The sequence below is a fragment of the Apibacter adventoris genome (assembly GCF_002964975.1).
Classification (GTDB): domain Bacteria; phylum Bacteroidota; class Bacteroidia; order Flavobacteriales; family Weeksellaceae; genus Apibacter; species Apibacter adventoris.
In genome coordinates this window covers 95,795-116,432 of sequence record NZ_PSZM01000034.1, presented here as the reverse complement: position 1 = coordinate 116,432, position 20,638 = coordinate 95,795, and the positions used below count along the sequence as shown (strand labels likewise).

Annotated in this window: 16 protein-coding genes; 7 read left to right on the top strand and 9 right to left on the bottom strand. The window is 28.6% G+C overall.

The window, feature by feature from the left end; all coding sequences use genetic code 11:
* Both C4S77_RS05020 and C4S77_RS05015 read right to left on the bottom strand, forming a co-directional pair.
* A partial coding sequence (locus tag C4S77_RS05020) for a type VI secretion system Vgr family protein (protein ID WP_105246524.1) occupies window positions 1-1,886 on the bottom strand: 1,886 nt, incomplete at its 3' end.
* A gap of 486 nt (window positions 1,887-2,372) precedes the next feature.
* Window positions 2,373-3,431, bottom strand: a complete 1,059-nt coding sequence (locus C4S77_RS05015) for an NAD(P)-dependent alcohol dehydrogenase (protein WP_105246523.1) — start codon at window positions 3,429-3,431, stop codon at window positions 2,373-2,375.
* Window positions 3,432-3,966: 535 nt separating this feature from the next.
* Here C4S77_RS05015 and C4S77_RS05010 point away from each other — a divergent pair.
* Entirely contained in the window at window positions 3,967-5,448 is a 1,482-nt protein-coding gene (locus C4S77_RS05010) for a catalase (RefSeq protein ID WP_105246532.1), read from the top strand.
* Window positions 5,449-5,551: 103 nt separating this feature from the next.
* Here C4S77_RS05010 and pheS read toward each other — a convergent pair whose 3' ends face one another.
* Window positions 5,552-6,568 carry a phenylalanine--tRNA ligase subunit alpha gene (pheS, locus tag C4S77_RS05005; RefSeq protein ID WP_105246521.1) on the bottom strand — a complete coding sequence of 339 codons (1,017 nt, stop codon included), beginning with the start codon at window positions 6,566-6,568 and terminating at the stop codon, window positions 5,552-5,554.
* 512 nt (window positions 6,569-7,080) lie between these two features.
* Here pheS and C4S77_RS05000 point away from each other — a divergent pair.
* Complete coding sequence (locus C4S77_RS05000) at window positions 7,081-8,142, top strand: peptidylprolyl isomerase (RefSeq protein ID WP_105246519.1); 1,062 nt, start codon at window positions 7,081-7,083, stop codon at window positions 8,140-8,142.
* A 238-nt stretch (window positions 8,143-8,380) separates the two neighbouring features.
* On the opposite strand, the gene recQ is transcribed toward C4S77_RS05000, so the two are convergent.
* Window positions 8,381-10,582 carry a DNA helicase RecQ gene (recQ, locus tag C4S77_RS04995; protein ID WP_105246517.1) on the bottom strand — a complete coding sequence of 734 codons (2,202 nt, stop codon included), beginning with the start codon at window positions 10,580-10,582 and terminating at the stop codon, window positions 8,381-8,383.
* Between the two features lie 87 nt (window positions 10,583-10,669).
* On the opposite strand from recQ, the gene C4S77_RS04990 reads away from it, so the two are divergent.
* Window positions 10,670-11,632: a KpsF/GutQ family sugar-phosphate isomerase gene (locus C4S77_RS04990; protein WP_105192995.1), complete on the top strand. Its 963-nt coding sequence runs from the start codon at window positions 10,670-10,672 to the stop codon at window positions 11,630-11,632.
* A 32-nt stretch (window positions 11,633-11,664) separates the two neighbouring features.
* Window positions 11,665-12,501: a twin-arginine translocase subunit TatC gene (tatC, locus tag C4S77_RS04985; protein WP_105192997.1), complete on the top strand. Its 837-nt coding sequence runs from the start codon at window positions 11,665-11,667 to the stop codon at window positions 12,499-12,501.
* Between the two features lie 38 nt (window positions 12,502-12,539).
* Here the strand turns inward: tatC and C4S77_RS04980 are convergent, their stop codons facing one another.
* Window positions 12,540-13,388, bottom strand: coding sequence for a fructosamine kinase family protein (locus tag C4S77_RS04980; protein ID WP_105246515.1), 849 nt, complete (start codon window positions 13,386-13,388; stop codon window positions 12,540-12,542).
* 167 nt (window positions 13,389-13,555) lie between these two features.
* On the opposite strand from C4S77_RS04980, the gene C4S77_RS04975 reads away from it, so the two are divergent.
* The 3 genes from C4S77_RS04975 to C4S77_RS04965 all read left to right on the top strand — a co-directional run bounded on the left by C4S77_RS04975 (window position 13,556) and on the right by C4S77_RS04965 (window position 16,255).
* Complete coding sequence (locus tag C4S77_RS04975) at window positions 13,556-14,107, top strand: plastocyanin/azurin family copper-binding protein (RefSeq protein WP_105193001.1); 552 nt, start codon at window positions 13,556-13,558, stop codon at window positions 14,105-14,107.
* Window positions 14,108-14,133: 26 nt separating this feature from the next.
* The gene (locus C4S77_RS04970) at window positions 14,134-15,351 is read left to right on the top strand and encodes a hypothetical protein (RefSeq protein ID WP_105246514.1); all 1,218 of its coding nucleotides are present in this window, start codon (window positions 14,134-14,136) and stop codon (window positions 15,349-15,351) included.
* Between the two features lie 433 nt (window positions 15,352-15,784).
* On the top strand, window positions 15,785-16,255 hold the full coding sequence (locus C4S77_RS04965) for a DUF4252 domain-containing protein (RefSeq protein WP_105246512.1): 471 nt from the start codon (window positions 15,785-15,787) through the stop codon (window positions 16,253-16,255).
* Window positions 16,256-16,365: 110 nt separating this feature from the next.
* Here C4S77_RS04965 and C4S77_RS04960 read toward each other — a convergent pair whose 3' ends face one another.
* From C4S77_RS04960 to C4S77_RS04945, 4 genes are all read right to left on the bottom strand, one after another.
* Window positions 16,366-16,953 (bottom strand): LutC/YkgG family protein, encoded by a 588-nt coding sequence (locus tag C4S77_RS04960; RefSeq protein WP_245915790.1) that lies wholly within the window; start codon window positions 16,951-16,953, stop codon window positions 16,366-16,368.
* A complete protein-coding gene (locus C4S77_RS04955; protein ID WP_105193005.1) occupies window positions 16,950-18,338 on the bottom strand; it encodes a lactate utilization protein B in 1,389 nt (462 codons plus the stop codon). Before C4S77_RS04955 ends, C4S77_RS04960 begins: the two co-directional genes overlap by 4 nt.
* Before the next feature lie 11 nt (window positions 18,339-18,349).
* Window positions 18,350-19,096, bottom strand: coding sequence for a (Fe-S)-binding protein (locus tag C4S77_RS04950; protein ID WP_105246510.1), 747 nt, complete (start codon window positions 19,094-19,096; stop codon window positions 18,350-18,352).
* A gap of 506 nt (window positions 19,097-19,602) precedes the next feature.
* Window positions 19,603-20,616, bottom strand: coding sequence for a hypothetical protein (locus tag C4S77_RS04945; RefSeq protein WP_105246509.1), 1,014 nt, complete (start codon window positions 20,614-20,616; stop codon window positions 19,603-19,605).
* Window positions 20,617-20,638 lie beyond the last annotated feature (22 nt).

Genomic DNA, 20,638 nt, shown 5'->3' with positions numbered 1-20,638 from the left:
GAATGGAGCATTAATCGTTGACCTCCTTGTACAAAGGTCTCAGGACTTTCAATTTTAATCTGGTTTTCAGAGTTTATTAATGCTTTTCCTGCCTGGGTATGATAATAATTACTTACCAGTTGCTGCATAAACGGAGTGTTTACCAGCATCTTTTGCATTATATCCAAAGTAGCCTGGTTTCCTACCGTGAAATGCAGGTTATTCCCTACATGTATATTCAAATTTTCTCCAGTGGTTATTTCCATGTCTTTAGGTGCATAGGTTTTTATATTACCCTGTCCGTCCATAAACATTTTATTTCCGCTGGGGTCTTCTATAAGTATAGAACCCTGTTCCTGAGCATCATTAAAAACAATCTTGGTCCCACTACGGGTCTGTATGACTTTAATATCGTTTCCCTGAGTGTAATATTCTGCAATCTCTCCTCCATTATAAGCCGTTCCCAACACAATAGGAGCTTCGGCATTTCCTCCCTGAAACGCACACAATACGGTTTCCCCGATCTCAGGGTTGAAATAAGTCCCTTTGCCTCCTCCGGAATGGGGCTGTATTACCTGTACCCAAGGAGTCTGGCTGTTAGCCCTCCTTTGCCAGGTAAACTGTACCCTTACCCTTCCCATTTTCAGGGGGTCTCGGTTGTCCTTTACAGTGGCATGTTGTATCTGGGCTTTGGGAGCTTCTACCTCGTTATAGTATGGAGGAACCGGTAAGTCTTTAGGTACTCCGACAAAGGTATTGGTATACCCTTCTCCATCTGCAAAGGTGTGGACGATTTCGGTTATCTTATACGATTCTATGGGTACCCGTCCGTTTTTGAATATTTCATGCCCTGGAATCCAAGCCATCATCTTAACCACATCACCGACACGTAAGCAAGGATTATTACTGGTAGCTTCCACATAGACTAAATTCTGCCTTTTCTTCATATCTCTTTCCAATGATCGTTGCATATCCAACGAGCCGTTAAGCAATAAGCTCTGATCGTAATGGGCCATAGGAGATACATTATATAGGTTTTTGGATGCATTGTAGGCAAATTGCTGAAAAGGGTTGTTAGAGGATTGTATGCTTTGGGTTTTGGAATCTAGCAAATAGTCTGTTCCTTGTTTGGCATCATAGGCCGTATAGGAAAAATTCTGGGGCTGCACTTCCATCTTAATTTCATAATCGTAAACATCTTCTCCTTCCATTAACTCAATAATTTTACCTCCCCAGGCAGAGAAACAAAATTGTTCTCCATTGTAGTAAAAATATTCTCCAAACCTTTTACTTAGCTGCTGTAAAAACTGAAAATCGGTGCTGTTGTATTGTACTATATAATTCAGCCTTTCATTGTAATTAGGATTAATATGAAAGCTTATAACATTTTGCGGATAGTCTTTAATTACTTCTTTAATAATTTCCTCAAAGGTCTGGTTTTCAAAACTGCGGCAATGGAGCCCGTTTTCCATAAGAATGGAAGGAGATGTCCCCCGAAAAACAATCTGGCGAATTCCTTCTTTTTTAGGCATGGAAAGTTGGGTAATGATTCCGGTAAAAATAGAGGTGGTTTTCCCGAACTGTCGAAATTGGAAACTAATCCTTTTTCCTAAATATTCTCTGGAGTTTTGTAAAAGGTAAGTGGTATGATTCTCTCCGAATTCGTCGGGGTCACAAATAAGGGTAAATTCGTGCAGGTCATTGATTTTTTGCCTGATTTCTAATTGGATATTTGTTTGAGTGAAAAAATCAACTCCATTGATCTTTATTTTAACTGATACTAAGTGGGAATCTCCGTATAAGTCTTCTTTTGTTCCTCCGTATTTTGCAAAATAAGAGGGTTTATTTTTGGGTGGATTAATTTGAAAAAGAGGGTTTTTCTCCTCATTGGGGTTAAGTGTGTCCATATATAGTTAATTGTAAAGACTTAAATAGACAACAAATATATTATTTCTTTTAATATAAAATAAATAATTAACAAAAAAAATAAAATAAAATGTAGATATAAATATATGGTTATGGGTTATAATATAGTTACACCATTTATTTATACTAATACTTACAAATTAAATATATTATACTCCCTTATTGTTATTAACTTTCTTACTATTTTAATTGTTTAAAAAAAATTATTTATTTAAATATAAATAGTATAACTTTATATTAAACTAGTAATTTTATATATATTAAATCTATACATATTTAAATACTATTAAATTCACATATTAATAAGAAATGAAGAATGTAAAAAATTCTATAATAAGGCATTTTATCTATACTGTCAATACAAAACCGTAGAAAGATAATATACTATAAATGTGAGGGTTATATATAACATTAGAAAAAGAGCCATAGAAAACTATGGCTCTTTTTGCTGCTTATACACATAAACTTTAATTTTTTAACGAAGCCATATCAATTACAAAACGATATCTTACATCACTTTTTAACATTCTTTCATAGGCTTTATTAATATCTTGCATTTTGATGATTTCTATTTCTGAGACTATATTATGTTCTCCACAAAAATCAAGTAATTCCTGAGTTTCTGCTATACCTCCAATTACTGATCCTGCTACAGATTTTCTTTCCATTATCATAGGAACAGAATTCAACATAGGAGTTAAATCTCCTAAATATCCTACTAATACTAAGGTTCCATTAATAGATAAAGTTGATACGTATGGGTTTACATCATGCACATAAGGAACGGTATCTATAATTAGATCAAACTTGCCCTTTACAGATTTCATATGTTCCGAATCTGTAGAAATGACAACATCATCTGCTCCTAAATCTTTCGCATCCTGTATTTTAGAAGGACTACGAGAAAATAAGGTAACTTCTGCACCTAACCCTTTAGCTAATTTAATAGCCATATGTCCTAATCCGCCTAAACCAATTACAGCAACTTTACTTCCTTTTCCTACCTTCCAATGTCTTAAAGGTGACCAGGTTGTTATTCCGGCACACAATAAGGGTGCTGCGGCCGCTAAATCAAGATTTTTAGGTACTTTTAAAACAAAATGTTCGTCTACCACCACTTTTTCAGAATACCCACCGAAAGTTTGTTTATGCAAATGTTTATCATTGCCATTATAAGTTCCAATAAATCCATTTAAACAATATTGTTCCAAATCTTGTTTACAACTCTCACACTCTCTGCAAGAGTCTACTAAACAGCCGACAGCCGCAAAATCTCCTACTTTTAATTTTGTTACATGCTCACCTACCCGTACTACTTTCCCTACAATTTCATGTCCGGGAACAGCCGGGTATAAAGTACCTCCCCAGTCATTACGTACTGTATGGAGATCTGAATGACAAACTCCACAATATAGAATTTCAATTTCAATATCTTTTGGTGTAATTGTACGACGATCTATCTGCATTTCTTTTAAATCTGCTTTTGAGCTTTCTGCCCCAAAGGCTTTTACTTTAAATGTTTCCATATTTATTATTATTTATGTTTTTTATTATTTATAACTATTAGACACTAGCTCTTTATACAAAGATAAAAGGAGTTTATCTTTTATTGTTTTTCTTACTGGCTCACGATTGTTTTCTAAAAAGTTCAGAACTATTGCTAAGTATAAAAAGAATATTTATAAATTTTCATTTCTATCATTCACAACTTATTTTTAATTTTTTATCATATAAATTACCTGACAATCTCTATATGGTATAAAAAAAATTTATGCGTTTTACATTTAAATATTTATTCAAGAATATAAATCCAATTAAAAATGTTTACTCTAATAGTTCCATAAAAGCATTAGTTTACACAAATATATAGCTTGTTTTATAACCCATCAACATCTTATATTATTTTTAACATATTATAAAGGTAATACTCTTTTAGTCTTCACTATATTTATTGATTTTATTTTAAATTATTAAAAAATTATATATATACTTGTATATATAAAATAAAATGAATACATTTGTATACAAACAAACAAATAAACCCAATCAATACTAGTGAATATGGAAACAAATAAAAAAATTACTTCAAATTCTGGTACTCCTATCGGAAATTACCAAGATTCACAAACTGTAGGTCCCAGAGGCCCTATATTATTGCAAGATTTTTTCTTACATGAAAAACTTGCTTTATTTAATAGAGAAAGAATTCCTGAAAGGATTGTTCATGCTAAAGGTTCGGGTGCTTTTGGTACTTTTACTGTAACTCATGATATTACTAAATATACGCGAGCAAAAATATTTTCCCAAATAGGAAAAAAAACTAAAATGTTCGTTCGTTTTTCTACTGTTGGTGGAGAAAAAGGGTCGGCTGATAGTGAAAGAGATCCTAGAGGATTTGCTTTAAAATTTTATACAGAAGACGGAATATGGGATTTAGTAGGAAATAACACACCTGTTTTCTTTATTAAAGACCCACGTAAATTTCCTGATTTTATACATACACAAAAAAGAGATCCTTATACTAATTGTAAAAATCCTACTATGTTTTGGGATTTTTTTTCACTAAATCCTGAATCATTACATCAAGTTATGATTTTAATGTCGGATAGAGGAACTCCTTTCGGGTTCAGACATATGCATGGGTATGGTAGCCATACTTATACTTTAGTAAATGCGAAAAATGAACGTTTCTATGTTAAATTTCATTACAAAACCCAACAGGGTGTAAAAAATTTAACGCTTGAAGAATCTATTGACTATAAAGCAAAAAATCCGGATTATGCTCAAATGGACTTGTTAAAGTCTATTGAACAAAAAAACTTTCCAAAATATACTTTTTATATTCAAGTTATGACTCCGGAAATGTTAAAAGATTATAAGTGGAATCCTTTTGATGTAACAAAAGTTTGGTCTCAAAAAGAATATCCTTTAATTGAAGTAGGCGAAATAGAATTAAATAAAAATCCTCAGAATTATTTTCAAGATGTAGAGCAAGCTGCTTTAGCGCCATCAAATATTGTTGACGGCATCGGTTTTTCTCCTGATAAAATGTTACAAGGAAGAATTTTTGCTTATGCAGATGCTCAAAGATACAGAATCGGCACTAACTACCAATCTTTACCTGTAAATGCTTGTCCTTTTGCTGTAAATAATTATAGTAGAGACGGAGCTATGAGACATGATGGAAATGGCGGAAGTTCTCCAAATTATTTTCCTAATAGTTTTGATGGAAATTATGAACCTAAAGAATATAAAGGACAACCTTATGAATTAGAAAGTTCTATAGTGGATTATTATGATAGAAATGAAAACGATGATGATCATTATTCTCAACCTGGCGATTTATTTGATCGTATTATGGATGATAATGCTAAAGCTAATACAATTAAAAACATTGTAGCTCATATGAGTGGTATAGATGGTGAGAAAAAGGATGAAATCATACATAGACAACTTTGTCATTTCTTCAGAGCTAGTTCCGCTTTAGGCATGGGTGTAGCTAAAGGGCTTAATATAGATATAAGTAAGTTAAATCTTAAGTAAGTTAAAAAACTAAAAAACTTTACTTTATAATAATTATTATTATTTATATGACAAAAGGGAGTGAACACTCCCTTTTGTCATATATTAATTATATATAAAATTTTTAAATTTCTTGGCTAAATTGTTGCAACATTCGTATATCATTCTCTGTAAACATTCGTATATCTCCAAACTGATACATAAGCATTACAATCCTTTCTATTCCCATACCAAATGCGAACCCACTATACTTATCAGGATCTATATTTACATTTTTTAACACATTAGGATCTACCATTCCACATCCTAAAATTTCTAACCATCCTGTTCCTTTAGTAATTCTATAATCGGTTTCTGTTTCTAATCCCCAATATACATCTACCTCGGCACTAGGTTCTGTAAAAGGAAAATAAGAAGGACGCATCCTAATTTCTGATTTTCCAAACAATTCTGTGGTGAAATATTGTAAAGTATGTTTTAAATCTGCAAAAGAAACATTTGAATCTATATACAAACCCTCTATCTGATGAAACATGCAATGTGATCGTGCTGAAATATCTTCATTGCGATAAACCCTGCCTGGAGAAAGAATTCTGAAAGGCGGATTATTTTGCTCCATATATTGTATTTGCACGGAAGAAGTATGAGTTCTTAAAACCCTATCCGGATTTAATTCTATAAAAAAAGTATCTTGCATATCTCTTGCCGGATGATATTCGGGCATATTTAGAGCAGTAAAATTATGCCAATCATCCTCTATTTCCGGACCATCAGCCACAGAAAAACCTATTTTTTTGAAAATATCTATAATTTTATTTCGAATAATATGTATAGGATGTCTACTCCCTAAAGAATAAGGTACTCCTGGACGAGTAAGATCTAAATCAGAATTTTTATCATTTTCTACGGAAAAAGTTTCTTTTAAACTTTCTATTTTTTCTGTAACTGCTTGTTTTAATTTATTTATTTGCTGTCCATATTCCTTTTTCTGTTCATTTGGAACTTCTTTGAATTGGGTAAATAAATCATTCAATATACCTTTTTTTCCTAAATATTTAATCCTGAAAAGCTCAATTTCATCTGATTTTATTGATGTAAATTGTTCTACTTCTTGTAAATAATTTTTTATATTTTCAAACATTATTTATGTTATTTCTTTAAAGTACTTAAATTAATGCTATGCAAAAGTAAGAAAAAAGATAAGTTATATTTACATACTATTTTTAAAATTTTCTTTTAAAAATTTATAATTTTTTCTTAAAGTTAATTCATATATCAGCATCCATATATTTAATAATCCTGTAATTTTATGTATGGTCGGTCTATTTTATATTATTAATTCTTAATCTGAAATCATTGATATCATTAAATACTTTTCAAAACACACTTCTATCATCACTTTAAATAATATTATTTATATATTTATATTCAATATATTAACAAAAAAATAAGTGTATTTTTATTTAAATCCTACATAACTCATTTATACAAATAAAAATATTTTAACTTAAAGATAAATTCCTTAATTAAAAATTTTCATTCTATATATGCTATTTTTATTGCAAACTACGATTTCTTGTAATACAAAATTTAACAATAGAAATAAGATTTAATTTAGTAATTTTGTTACCTGAATATATAAATATTCAAATTATGAAAAAAATACTTTTTTTTTCTTTAGTATTAACTCTTATAAATTGTAAAACATTGGAAATAGACAAACAGACTTATGAAGGATTGGAAAATGGCTTATATGCAAATATTAAGACCACACAAGGAGATATGCTCATTAAATTTTATGACAAAGAATCTCCGGTAACAGTTTCTAATTTTATAGGTCTCGCCGAAGGCAAAATACAAAATAGTGCTAAAAAAACAGGAGTTCCATTTTATGATGGAATTATCTTTCATAGAGTTATAAAGGATTTTATGATTCAAACCGGAGATCCTCAAGGAACAGGAATGGGAGGTCCCGGTTATCGTTTTGAAGATGAAAAAAATGATTTAAAACATTCGGGTATTGGAGTTCTATCCATGGCTAATTCGGGTCCAAATACAAATGGAAGTCAATTTTTTATAACTGAAGTTCCTACTCCTTGGTTGGATGGACGACATACAATTTTTGGACAAGTTATTAAAGGTGATGATGTTGTAAGTAAAATAGCTAATGTACCTACAGGAGCACAGGATAAACCATTAACCCCTGTAATAATAGAAAAAGTATCCATTATTACTAAAGGTGAAGATTATAAAAATTATGATGCTGCAAAATTTTTCCAAGATAACAAAGATTTAATATCTGAAAGAAATAAAGAATATTTGGAAAATAAAGAAAAATTAGAAGCAGTTCAATTAGAAAGCCTGAAAAAAGATATGCAACAAACACCATCCGGTCTATTTTATAAAATAACAGAAAAAGGAAATGGTAGTCAAGCTAAAAAAGGAGATACAGTTTCTGTTCATTATGAAGGTTCCTTAACTAATGGTAATGTATTTGATTCTTCTTTTGCTAGAAATGAACCTATTGAGTTTCCTTTAGGTAAAGGCATGGTTATTCAAGGATGGGACGAAGGTATTTCTTTATTACATGAAGGAGATAAAGCCACCTTTTTAATTCCTCCTGCCTTAGGTTACGGCTCACAAGGTGCCGGCGGTGGTGTAATTCCTCCTAATGCCTGGTTATTATTTAATGTTGAATTAATAAAAGCGAAGTAATAAAAAAAGAACTGTTTATTGTTAAACAGTTTCTTTTTAAGTCTTTTAAGTAATAAAAGTAGACCTTATTTATAGTTTACATTATAGTTTTAATATTTTTTTAAAACAATTTATTTTCATTATTGACTGTTATATTAAAACCTCTTATTTCTTTTTAAATATTATTTATACAACTTATTGTCTATATTCACTCAAATATATATAAACCAAAATTTATTGCAATTCCTAACTAGAATTTTTAGTTAGCTACATCACTAATAAATTTAATTCTCATTATTCTTAATTCATCTTCTGAATATTCATCTCCAAATTCATCTAATAAAAGTGACATTTTATCACTTTCTGAATCCATTAAAAAGTCTATTATTTCTTCTTGTTGTTCTTCATCTAATAATTCGTTTACATAATAGTCAATATTCAGCTTAGTTCCCTGATAGACTATACTTTCCATTTCACTTAGTAAATCTTCCATTGAGAGGTCTTTTGCTTTGGCAATATCCTCAAAATCTAACTTTCTATCTGTACTTTGAATTATAAAAACTTTATAAGATGATTTATTAGCAACTTGTTTAATAACTAAATCTTCAGGACGTATAATATCATTTTCTTCCACGTATTTAGCTATATAGTCTACAAATTTTTTTCCAAATTTTTTGGCTTTTCCTTCCCCTACTCCAAAAACATTAGATAATTCGGATAAGGTAGTAGGATATTGTAAGGCCATATCTTCCAAACTAGGATCTTGAAAGACAGCAAATGGAGGAATTCCATTTTCTTTTGCTACTTTCTTTCTTATATTTTTTAGATCTTCATATAATTTTTTGTCTGATACATTGTTTTCTCCTGCTGATTGCTGCAAAGTTTGATTTTGAGCTCCAATTTCTTTTTCAAAATCAACATCTTCTGCCATAAGAATTTCCTTAGGCTGATTTATAAATTTTTTCCCAGATTCAGATAATTTTAAAACTCCATAAGATTCTATATCTTTACTCAATAAATTATGTACTATAGCCTGTCTAATAACTGATTTCCAAAAATTATCCGTTTTATCTTTTCCTATTCCAAAATAATCTTCGGTACTTAATTTATAGGATTTAGTTACTACTGATTCTTTACCCATTGCAATGTTTACAAGATCCTTTAATTTAAGTTTTTCTTGAGTTTTTTCAACAATGATTAACATCTGTTTCATTTCTTCTGAAACATTAATCATATTTTTAGGGTTTAAGGAATTATCATCCATTTTTGAACCTAATCCATGGTTTTCATCAAATTCTTCTCCAAAATAATGTAGAAGATATTTTCTTCTCGACATGGAAGTTTCTGCATACCCAACAACCTCTTGTAAAAGTTGCATTCCTATTTCCCTTTCTGAAACGGGCTTAGCTGCTAAAAATTTTTCTAATTTTTCAATATCTTTATAATCATAAAATGCTATACAATGCCCTTCTCCCCCATCTCGTCCTGCTCTTCCGGTTTCTTGATAATAACTTTCTAAACTTTTAGGAATATCATAATGGAAAACAAATCTTACATCTGGTTTATCGATTCCCATTCCAAACGCAATTGTTGCACAAATTACATCGACTTCTTCCATTAAAAATTTATCTTGATGCAATGCTCTTGATTTGGCATCTAACCCGGCATGGTAAGGTAATGCATTTATTCCATTAACCTTAAGAAGTTCAGCTAATTCTTCTACTTTCTTTCTGCTTAAACAATAGATAATTCCAGATTTTCCCGGATTTTCCTTTATATATTTAATTATTTGTTTTTCTGGATTTACTTTTGGTCTTATTTCATAAAATAAATTTGGACGATTAAATGAGGATTTAAAAACTTTTGCATTAGTCATTCCTAAAGTTTTCTGTATATCATCCTGTACTTTAGGTGTAGCTGTTGCTGTTAAAGCGATTACAGGGGCATTACCTATTTTTTCAATTATATGTCTTAAATTTCTATATTCCGGACGGAAATCATGCCCCCACTCAGATATGCAATGTGCTTCATCTATTGCAAAAAATGAAATATTTATAGTTTTAAAAAAATCAACATATTCTTCTTTTGTTAAAGATTCAGGGGCTACGTATAATAATTTTGTTATCCCCATAGAAATATCATCTTTAACTTTTTTAACTTCTGTTTTATTTAATGATGAATTAAGTACATGAGCAACCCCGTCATTTGAGGAAATACCTCTAACTGCATCTACCTGATTTTTCATTAAAGCTATAAGAGGTGATACTACAATAGCCGTACCTTCAGATATTAATGCCGGCAATTGGTAACATAAAGACTTTCCGCCTCCGGTAGGCATTAAAACAAATACATTATTCTTATTTAGTAAACTTTGAATAATTTGTTCTTGAGGTTCTTTAAATGAATTAAACCCAAAATATTTTTTTAATGATATGGATAGGTCTTTTAGTGAGGATTTCATTCTTTAACCTTAGTTTTTTATTATTAAATTTGTCGTTTAGAATTTAAAAGTACAATTTAATTTTTAAACAAAAAAATATTATTTATTTTGGAAAATGAAAAAATATTAAATGCAGGCAAAAATACTATTTTATTTGAAATAGCAGAACTGCAATCTCTAAATAATAGATTAGGAGAAGATTTTATTAAAGCTGTGCATTATATTCTTGAATGTAAGGGTAAACTAATTCTTTGTGGAATCGGTAAAAGTGCACATATTGCTAATAAACTTGTAGCTACATTTAACTCTACAGGCACACGCTCTCAGTTTCTTCATGCAGCAGAAGCCAAACATGGCGATTTAGGCATTGTCACAAAAGATGACATTATTGTTTGTATTTCTAATAGTGGTACTTCTTCTGAAATACAAGAAATTGTTCCTTTCTTGCGTGAATATTGTAATATACTTATAGCTATGACGGCTAATAAAAATTGTTTATTAGCTGAAGTTGCTGATCTTGTTCTGGATACCCATATAGATAAAGAAGCTGATCCGAATAATTTAGCTCCTACGACCTCTACAACTGTACAACTTGCACTCGGAGATGCGCTTGCTGTAGCTTTATTGGAAGCTAGAAATTTTAAATCTTCAGATTTTGCAAAATTTCATCCTGGCGGAGCTTTGGGTAAAAAACTTCTATGTAAAGTTGAACAACTTATAAAACCGGATAAAAAACCTGCAGTGCAATTATCTTCACATTTAAAAGAAATTATAAATTCTTTAACTTATTCTTCTTATGGAATTACAGTTGTTATTGAAAATAATCATGTTATGGGAGTTATTACAGATGGTGATTTGAGAAGAATTATGGCAAAAGATATTGATTATAATAAAATAATGGCAAAAGATATAATGTCTTTATCTCCTAAAACTATTCAAAAAAATGAGTTAGCCAATAAAGCTTTAGAGATTCTCAAAAAAAATCAGATAGGACAATTGGTAGTTTTAGATGGAGATAAATATGTGGGTATAATAGATTTACATATACTTTTAGAAAATGGTTTTAAATAAAAATCAATTTATATATGATTTCTAAATAATTCATGGCTAAGAAAAAAAAGATCAATTCGGGAGATATGCCTTTTCTTGCTCACGTAGGAGTATTACGAAAGCACATTCTTCGTTCATTAGTAGCAATTTGCATTGGAGCTTGTTTTATAGGATATAAGATGCATTTTGTAATGGATAAAATTATTTTAGGTCCTGTTCAGAAGGATTTTATTAGCTTTAAGATTATGAATGCTATTGCTAAGCTATGGGGATCTGATGAAGCTTTTATAATGCCCGAGCATTTTCCAATTCAGGTGCGTCGAGTTTTTGAACAATTGAATACTGCTTTTTATGTAGCTATGGTTGGAGGACTTATTATAGCTTTTCCTTATGTTATATATGAAATGTGGAAATTTATATCGCCCGGACTTAAGCCAAATGAAAAAAAGAATTCTTTAGCTTTTTTTATATCTACTTATTGCCTTTTTATTACAGGTTGCTGTTTTGGTTATTTTTTAGTAACTCCTCTTACTATGCACTTCGGATATTTTTTTAATCTTTCCGAAACTATTAAAGTTAATATTGATTTATCCAGTTATATTAGTATATTATTACAAACCGTTCTTGGTATGGGACTAGTTTTTTTACTTCCTGTTATTGTATATGCTTTAACGGCTGTGGGAATATTAACTCCTAAATTTTTAAAAACATACCGAAGACATGCTTTAATTATTATACTTATTTTGGCAGGATTTATTACCCCAGGTGATATACCCTCTATGCTTGTAGCTTCATGCCCGTTATATTTACTTTATGAAGCCAGTATACTGGTTTCTGCTGTTGTTTATAAAAGAAATCAAAACGATAATGATAAAAAGGTAACTACGTAATAGAATATATTTCTTTTTTATTTTTTTATAAAATTATACTAAAATATTTTAAGAATTTGCTTTACTTGGTCTACATAATAGCCACCAAATAAAACTGAATGAACTAGAAGAGGGTACAATTGACTGAAAGGTAGTCTTTCCTCCCAGTTGTTATCGAGCGGATACACATCTTTATATGCTTCATAAAAATAAGATGGAAATCCACCAAAAAGCTGGGTCATTCCTAAATCAATTTCTCTATGTCCATTATAAACAGCAGGATCTATTAGTAATATTTCCTGTTGTTTTGAAACCATATAATTTCCTGCCCATAAATCTCCATGTAATAAAGATGGTGATTCTTTAGGGAAAATTTCATTTAATTTCAAACATAAATTTTCTACATTCTTCACTACATATTTCTCTATTTTATTTTGTTCTTTTAGTTTTTTTATAAGGGGAATAAGATGATATTGACCATAAAATTCTCCCCAATTAGAACTAGATGTATTTACTTGTTTTAAGCTTCCAATATAATTATCTTCTTTAAATCCAAAAAAAGGTTGTTCTATCTTATGCATATATGCTAATGCATGACCAAAATTTTCCCATGTTTTATTTTTAGCTTCTCCCCTCTCCGTCCATTCTAATATTAAATACTGAAATTGATCTATTTCTCCATAATTTATAATTTTTGGTGTTTTTATATATCCAGTTTGTCCTAAGGCTTCTAATCCATTAGCTTCTTTAATTAACATTTTAGGAAATAATTTTTTTTGATTAATTTTTATAAAAAAATTTCCTTCTTTCGTTTCTAAAAAATATGCCTTGTTAATATCTCCTCCTGATATTGTTTTGAATTTATTAATTTTTATTGGTAATTTTTCAAATAATTTAGATACTTCCATTTTTTATCTTTTATAATTAAATATTCAAATTAATAAATAAAATACTATTGTAAATTTGTTTACTAATACTTATTTTTTTACAATATTAACATTTTCAATAAATTACTTACATTTGATATTAAAATAATATTTTTTAAACTCTATAATTACAAACTTAAATATTTTTTATGAGAAATTTATCTTTAAATATAAAAGTCATCATATTTATAATTTTTTTATATTCTTGTGGCAAAAGTTCTACTCAATCAGATAATTCTTCAGCTAATATTGATTTAAATGCAGAAAATAATAAAGCTGATAATATTAGTACTGTAACAACTAAGGAAGAAATGAAAAAATGGCCTGTAAATTATTTGGAAATAGAAGGTAATGATTTAATGCAATATAATCTTAATGAATTAAGAGCTAAAGCAGGAAAAACGATTACATTAGTACTCAAGCATGTGGGTAAAGCCAGTAAAATGGACATGGGACATAATCTGGTTATTTTAAAACATGGAACTGATCCGGAAGATTTTGCTAAAAAAGCTTTAAAAGAAAGAAGTCATGATTATATTCCTCCCAGTGAATCTAAAAATATTATAGCTCATACGAAATTGTTAGGGGGTGGAGAAACAGATACTATAACCTTTATCATAAACGAAAAAGGAAAGTATGATTATTTATGTTCTTTCCCTTCTCATGCTTTTTCAATGAAAGGAAAACTTATTATTGAATAATAAAAATTTAATAATTCTATAGGTATATGAAGAAAAGCTGGTTAATAACAAGTTTGAGTAATTTATTTATAGCCTCTTGTATAGGCTTTTTACTTAGAATCACTCAATTTTATAAAATTAGTATACCCTATGGCAATTTTTTACATGCCCATTCTCATGTAGCTTTATTAGGCTGGCTTTATTTGTTTTTTTATATTTTTATTTATTGGATGTATATTCCTAAAACCTCAAAAAATAAAAAAAGATTTACTGGTTGTTTCTGGATAACACAATTTTCTATTATAGGAATGCTTTTTAGCTTTCCAATTCAAGGATATGCATTTTTTTCTATTTTATTTTCCTCTTTACATATAGTATGTTCATATTATTTTTGTTGGATAAGCTGGAAAAATATTTCTCATGTATATTCCATAGATAACTTATATTTGAAGACTGCATTAATTTTAATGTTATTTTCAACATTAGGAGTTTGGTCCTTAGGAGCTATACTTCCTACTTTAGGGAAATCTTCTATAGCTTATCCTATTGCTATCCAGTTTTTTTTACATTTTCAAATTAATGGATGGTTCTTATTTGGAATTTTCTCTTTTATTTTTAAAATCTTAAAAAATTATAATTCCCCAATTCCTAAATATAGTTATCTTTTTTATTTTTTTAACTTAGGAACTGCAATACTTACATTTTTCCTTCCTATTAGTTGGCATATTTCTTCATTTATTTTTTATATTTTAAATAGTATTGGTCTTTTATTTCAACTTTTTTCATTATTTCTATTTTGGAAATATATTCATCCTCCTTTGTTGGTAATTTTCAAAAAAAAATCTGTTTTTATTTATAGTTTATATATTCTATTTATTCTTCTTTTTTCTGTTAAAATTATTTTCCAAAATTTTCAGTGGATTCCTGAAATAGCTGAACATTCCTATCTTATAAAAAATCTTACTATTGGATTTATTCATCTTATTGTATTGGGAATATATACTTTGTTTTTATTTATTCTTATTCTTACATTTATTTCTACAAAAAAGATAAACGCTTTTATTAAAATAGGGATTATCATTTTTACTATTGCATTTCTTTTAACTGATATTTTATTAATTCTTCAGGGCGCTTTTTTATTTATGGACTGGGGAAATATTACTGGATATTTTATTATAATTTCTTGGGGAAGTGTATTATTTCCCCTTGGAATAATTTTATTTATTATAGGCTTATGTAATAAAAATATAATTTTACTTACTTAAGTAAATAAATATTTATAATTTTTCAACCTCTTAGCATATATCCAAAGATTTTTTTCTTCTTTTCATACTGCACATTGTTATCTTAATTTAGGTATTAATCTCCAAAACATTCATGATAAGTTAAATTTTTATTTAATAGAAAGACTGGAAAAAACTATTGCGATATTTTAGTGTATATTTTATAATTTTTAATTTCTTTAAGTGTAAGTAAGATGATATAGATATTATTATTTTATATGAATGATACGCGATACTTTTACTTAAAAGCTAAGGTATAAGAATGTATCCATTTTTTTCTAACCCATTAAAAAATTATTTTTTTTAGAAAATATAATATATTTTATCGCTCATAAATATAAGTATTTATAATTATTTTTATATACGGCATGATTTTTACTTAAATATTATAAAATGTTTAAATAACTTATTAATTATGAATAGAAAATGCTTATTACTAACCTTATTTTTATTAGGTTTTATTATTTCTGGCTATTCTCAGGATAAACTATTTGATAAATTTGCTCATAAAAATGAAGTCACTTCCATTAGTGTCTCTAAATTTTTATTAAAAATGATTCCTGATTTTGATAAACAAGGTATATATATCTCTAAAGTATCTGATAAAATAGAAAGTGCACAGATGCTTTATACTAGCGATAAATCTCTGGCTAAAAGGATGAAAAAACAAACTAATAAATATGCTACTAATAAAGATTATGAAGCTGTTTTTAATAGAACTCATGATACTTTTTCACCTTCAACTTTTATTAAAAAAGATCCAGATAACAAGCAATATATAGATCAAACAATATTATTTTTTGATAAAGGAAATCACTTTTTTCTTATAAGAATAGATGGAGATAACCTAACATTAGAAGATGTAAAAAACTTACTTAATAAATAATTATATTAGTTTTATTCATAATGTTTTAAATTATTATCATAAAAAAATTATAGGGGTAAAAGTTATATTTACCCCTATTCGATTTCTAAATATTCAAAATTTTTAAATTATTACATAAAAAATACTGAAAGACTTCTAGCTCCTTGTGCCCCACGAACCATAACCGCTCCAATATCAGCAGTTGCAGAAGGTCCTAACATAAAACAACCATAGTTGTTATTTAGCAAATCAATTCTGGCATATGCCTCATACATGTCCTTCACCAATTCTTGTGGATCTAATAAAATTATTAAATGTTGTGACAAGAAACCTAAAGAAGTAATATCCATATCCTTTTCTGTTATCCAAACCATACCATTTTCCGAAACTCCAAATTGTGCGCGGATAATACCTAAATCAACATCTGCCAACTGATGAGGTTCAGTTATTTGGGTTATATCTTTATTTCCTTTAAATTCAACTGCAGAAGAACAAATAATCTTTGCTTGTGGATACAATTCTCTAATTAAATTTTCTCCATCTTTAATACTTTTCACTATATGCCATGTTCCTGCATTTAAAGTTAAATTATCTTTAAATTCCTGTAAAATATCTTTATTACTTTTAGGAAATAATGGAATTTTAGGATATGCAAATTTACTTCCGTCAGGTTTATTTTTACGTATTGCATTTAAAATATATTCTTTTGTACTTATCATTTTTTATTTTTTCTATTCTTTAAATACCAATCTCTAAATGTTTGTTTAGCCATAGAAAACATTTCTCTGTCCTGTGCCCATGGATTTATTTTACTATATATAAGAAAATCAGGCACTATGGGCAATACTTTTTCTGCTATGGTTTCAGCTGTTCTAAATAACGAAGGATGCCCAAATACAGATCCTGCAGCCTTAAAGGCAAGAGATCTGTTTAAAGGCATATATCCCTTTTCTACTACTACTTTTCTCCATTTATATATTTGTCCGGAAATATCTATTTTTACCGGACAAACATCTGAACATGAGCCACACAATGTAGAGTGAAAAGGCAATTCACTATATTTTTCTAAATCAAACGTAGGACTTAAAATAATTCCTATAGGTCCGGAATATGTAGATTCATAAGATAATCCTCCACTTCTTCTGTATACGGGACAAGTATTCATACATGCACCACATCGTATACATTTTAAAGAAGTCCAAAAATCATCCATCCCTAATCTTTCAGTCCTACCATTATCGGTAATAATAACATGCAACTCTCCGTTTTTTCTTGGACCTGTAAAGTGAGATGTATACTGTGTAGCAAGAGTACCTAATGCACTTCTTGATAGGAGCCTTATAAATATCCCCAAATCTTCCACTTTAGGAATTATTTTTTCTATTCCTATGCTGGCTATGTGAAGCGGTGGAACAGATGCACCTATATCAGCATTTCCTTCATTGGTACAAACTACAAATGTTCCGGTTTCAGCTATGGCAAAATTGGCTCCGGTCATTCCTGCTCCAGCACGAAGAAACTTTGGTCTGGCATTATTTCTCATTGCTTCATTTAAAGAATGTGCATCAGTATCATTAGGGTCGGTTCCAATAGTTTTAGCAAAAAGTTTAGCGATATCTTCTGTAGTTTTTTCAATTGCAGGCATAACAATATGTGCCGGAGGTTGATGGGATAATTGCTGAATTCTCTCACCCAAATCCGATTCGGTAACTTCTATTCCTCTTGATTCTAAAAAATTTGTCATGCCACATTCTTCCTGCAACATTGATTTGCTTTTTATTATTTCAGTTACCTTTCTTTCTTGTAATATATTATATACAATTTCATTATGTTCCTGAGCATCTCGAGCCCAATGGACAATAGTTCCTCGTTTAGAAGCATTTTCTGCAAATAGGTTTAAATATTCATCCAGATGAGTAAGTGTATGTTCCTTAATTTTTGATGCTAAATCTTTGAGAGCTTCCCATTCAGGAACGCTTTTAGCAATCCTGTCTCTTTTTAATCTGGCATTCCAAAGATTTTTATCATGTTGTTTTTCGTGAATATTATCTTGTTTTATAAAATCTGCTGAGTTTTTTACTATATCAACTACTTTCTTTTTCATGAATTATGATTTTAAAAGGGTCCTCCGTTTAAAACTTGTGCTATATGTACAAAAGGTAAATGAGTTATACCATTTTTATGAGCTATTCCTTGTTGATGCATTAAACAAGACATATCTGGAGAAACTACATATTCTGCTCCGCTGGTTATATAGTCAGAAATTTTATCTTTTCCCATTTTGGCACTTACCACTTCATCGGTTACACAGAAAGTTCCTCCGAAACCACAACATTCATCAGGACGGCTCATTTGGGCTAGCTCAAGTCCTTCTACCATTTTCAACAGATCTGCTGATTTATTAAATGCAACACCCATAATTTCTGACGGTTTACTTATTCCTAGACCTCTTATTGAACTACAGCTATTATGCAAAGCTACTTTATGATTAAATTTTACCCCGGGAAAATCTTTAACTTTAATTACATCATGCAAAAATTCTACTAATTCATAAGTATTTTTTCTAACATGTTTTACGTCTTCAGACTGCTTTAAACAATCAAAATGAATTCTTACCTGTTTTATGCAGCTACCTGCTGGACCTACTATATATTCATAATTTTTAAAGTTTTGAATAAATAACTTTTCAGCAGCTTCTGCACTTTTGTAATCACCTTCATTAGACATAGGTTGACCACAGCAAGTTTGCTCTGTAGGATATTCTACTTCTAAGCCTAATTTTTCTAATAATTCCAATGTAGCAATTCCTACCTGTGGATATATAGCATCTATATAACATGGAATAAATAAACCAACTTTCATAACATATTAAGAACTATTTTATTAAAATATTATTTATAATCATTCTAAAATAAATATTTATTGATATTTTATTATAGAAATATGTTTATAGCAAAGATAATATTTAAGGTGATATTTTTGAGAAAAATTTTTTACCTATCTTATTAAAGATAAATAAAACTTTATTTTAATATTGGAACAAATTATGAGATTAATAATTTCCACATATACCAAACAATATATATTATTTGGTTACTGGTTTTAAAATTATTAACTAAAAATAAACTATATTTTTTTATCTAATTATTTATATTGGGAATTTGGGATAGAAAATATAATAAAAATATAAAATTATTAATCCTGTGCAAACCAGAAATACGGTTTGAATCTTTGTTTAAAACAAGTTAAATATTAAAAAATATAACTTGATTTTTAAAAGATGTATAATTATAGTCAAATTATAAAACCAGGTAATATAATAATTTCATAAAAATATTATATATTTTTGTTTTTTGTGTGTTTCTCTACTATTTTTCATTATTAAAAAGATCATGATCTTTATTTATTAACTTATTATTTACAAAATCATCAAATTGTTTTTGTTCGAATTTTTCCCAGTCCTTTAGAGTAAAGTCTTTGCCTTTATATGTTTTATATATCTTTTCTGTTTCACTATTTATTGATATTTCTAATGGATAAAGATCTATTAAATATTTATATTCATGACCTTCAGATATATTTTCTGTAAGTTCTAATTTTGCATAGATTATTTTACCTGTACTTTTATCTATATTATAAAACAGATCTTCAAAAAATTTATAATCTGTTATACCATTATACTTATTTTCTAGACTTTTTAATAAAATAGTCAATTCATGTTTATTTGTAATCTCTGATTTTAAATGAATATTTATTTTATGCGAAAATTCTTTCTGTGATATATCCGAAATATAAAATTTATATTTAATTTCCGCGCCTTTAATCAAACGCGAATCAAAAATGTATAAGCTGGTAAATTCTCTAGCAGTTGAAATATAATCTTTAAATTGATAAATTTCGGGAAATAGAAGTATGTAAGCTAATTCATTTTTAATATTATCTTTTAAGAATAAAAGACCTTTTTCAAATGAAGTTACAAAATTTTCTTGATCTTTTAAAATAGGAAGAAATTCATAAAGTTTTTTTTCTTTCCAGTTTTTCCACTTTTTTTCTATTTGATCCATATTGAGTAAAGTTAGAATTTGCCCTCTCAAACTTCTTTCAATTTTAAGTTCTTCGGTTATAAAAGACAGAAATGATAATTTTTTAAAAAATTTATTGAAATTTTCATCATTTGAATTTTCTTCTGTTTCTGTTAAAAAATAAGTATTTATTATTCTTGAACCCTCTATTATCTGTTTTAACTTTATTTTAGACTTTCTTTCTATAATTAATGGTTCTTTATCTTTATTTAAAGAAGTATAGCTCTTAATGTTTAGAATATAAGAAGATTCAAAATTTTCTAAATTAATTAAATTTTTATTTTTAAATAATGTAAACATTTCCCAATTGTGTATATAAAAT

What these genes read in the sequence shown, in the direction of transcription:
- C4S77_RS05015 (WP_105246523.1), bottom strand. Translation starts at nt 3,431, where the DNA reads ATGGAAACATTTAAAGTAAAAGCCTTTGGGGCAGAAAGCTCAAAAGCA.
- C4S77_RS05010 (WP_105246532.1), top strand. Translation starts at nt 3,967, where the DNA reads ATGGAAACAAATAAAAAAATTACTTCAAATTCTGGTACTCCTATCGGA.
- pheS (WP_105246521.1), bottom strand. Translation starts at nt 6,568, where the DNA reads ATGTTTGAAAATATAAAAAATTATTTACAAGAAGTAGAACAATTTACA.
- C4S77_RS05000 (WP_105246519.1), top strand. Translation starts at nt 7,081, where the DNA reads ATGAAAAAAATACTTTTTTTTTCTTTAGTATTAACTCTTATAAATTGT.
- recQ (WP_105246517.1), bottom strand. Translation starts at nt 10,582, where the DNA reads ATGAAATCCTCACTAAAAGACCTATCCATATCATTAAAAAAATATTTT.
- tatC (WP_105192997.1), top strand. Translation starts at nt 11,665, where the DNA reads ATGGCTAAGAAAAAAAAGATCAATTCGGGAGATATGCCTTTTCTTGCT.
- C4S77_RS04980 (WP_105246515.1), bottom strand. Translation starts at nt 13,388, where the DNA reads ATGGAAGTATCTAAATTATTTGAAAAATTACCAATAAAAATTAATAAA.
- C4S77_RS04975 (WP_105193001.1), top strand. Translation starts at nt 13,556, where the DNA reads ATGAGAAATTTATCTTTAAATATAAAAGTCATCATATTTATAATTTTT.
- C4S77_RS04970 (WP_105246514.1), top strand. Translation starts at nt 14,134, where the DNA reads ATGAAGAAAAGCTGGTTAATAACAAGTTTGAGTAATTTATTTATAGCC.
- C4S77_RS04965 (WP_105246512.1), top strand. Translation starts at nt 15,785, where the DNA reads ATGAATAGAAAATGCTTATTACTAACCTTATTTTTATTAGGTTTTATT.
- C4S77_RS04960 (WP_245915790.1), bottom strand. Translation starts at nt 16,953, where the DNA reads ATGATAAGTACAAAAGAATATATTTTAAATGCAATACGTAAAAATAAA.
- C4S77_RS04955 (WP_105193005.1), bottom strand. Translation starts at nt 18,338, where the DNA reads ATGAAAAAGAAAGTAGTTGATATAGTAAAAAACTCAGCAGATTTTATA.
- C4S77_RS04950 (WP_105246510.1), bottom strand. Translation starts at nt 19,096, where the DNA reads ATGAAAGTTGGTTTATTTATTCCATGTTATATAGATGCTATATATCCA.
- C4S77_RS04945 (WP_105246509.1), bottom strand. Translation starts at nt 20,616, where the DNA reads ATGTTTACATTATTTAAAAATAAAAATTTAATTAATTTAGAAAATTTT.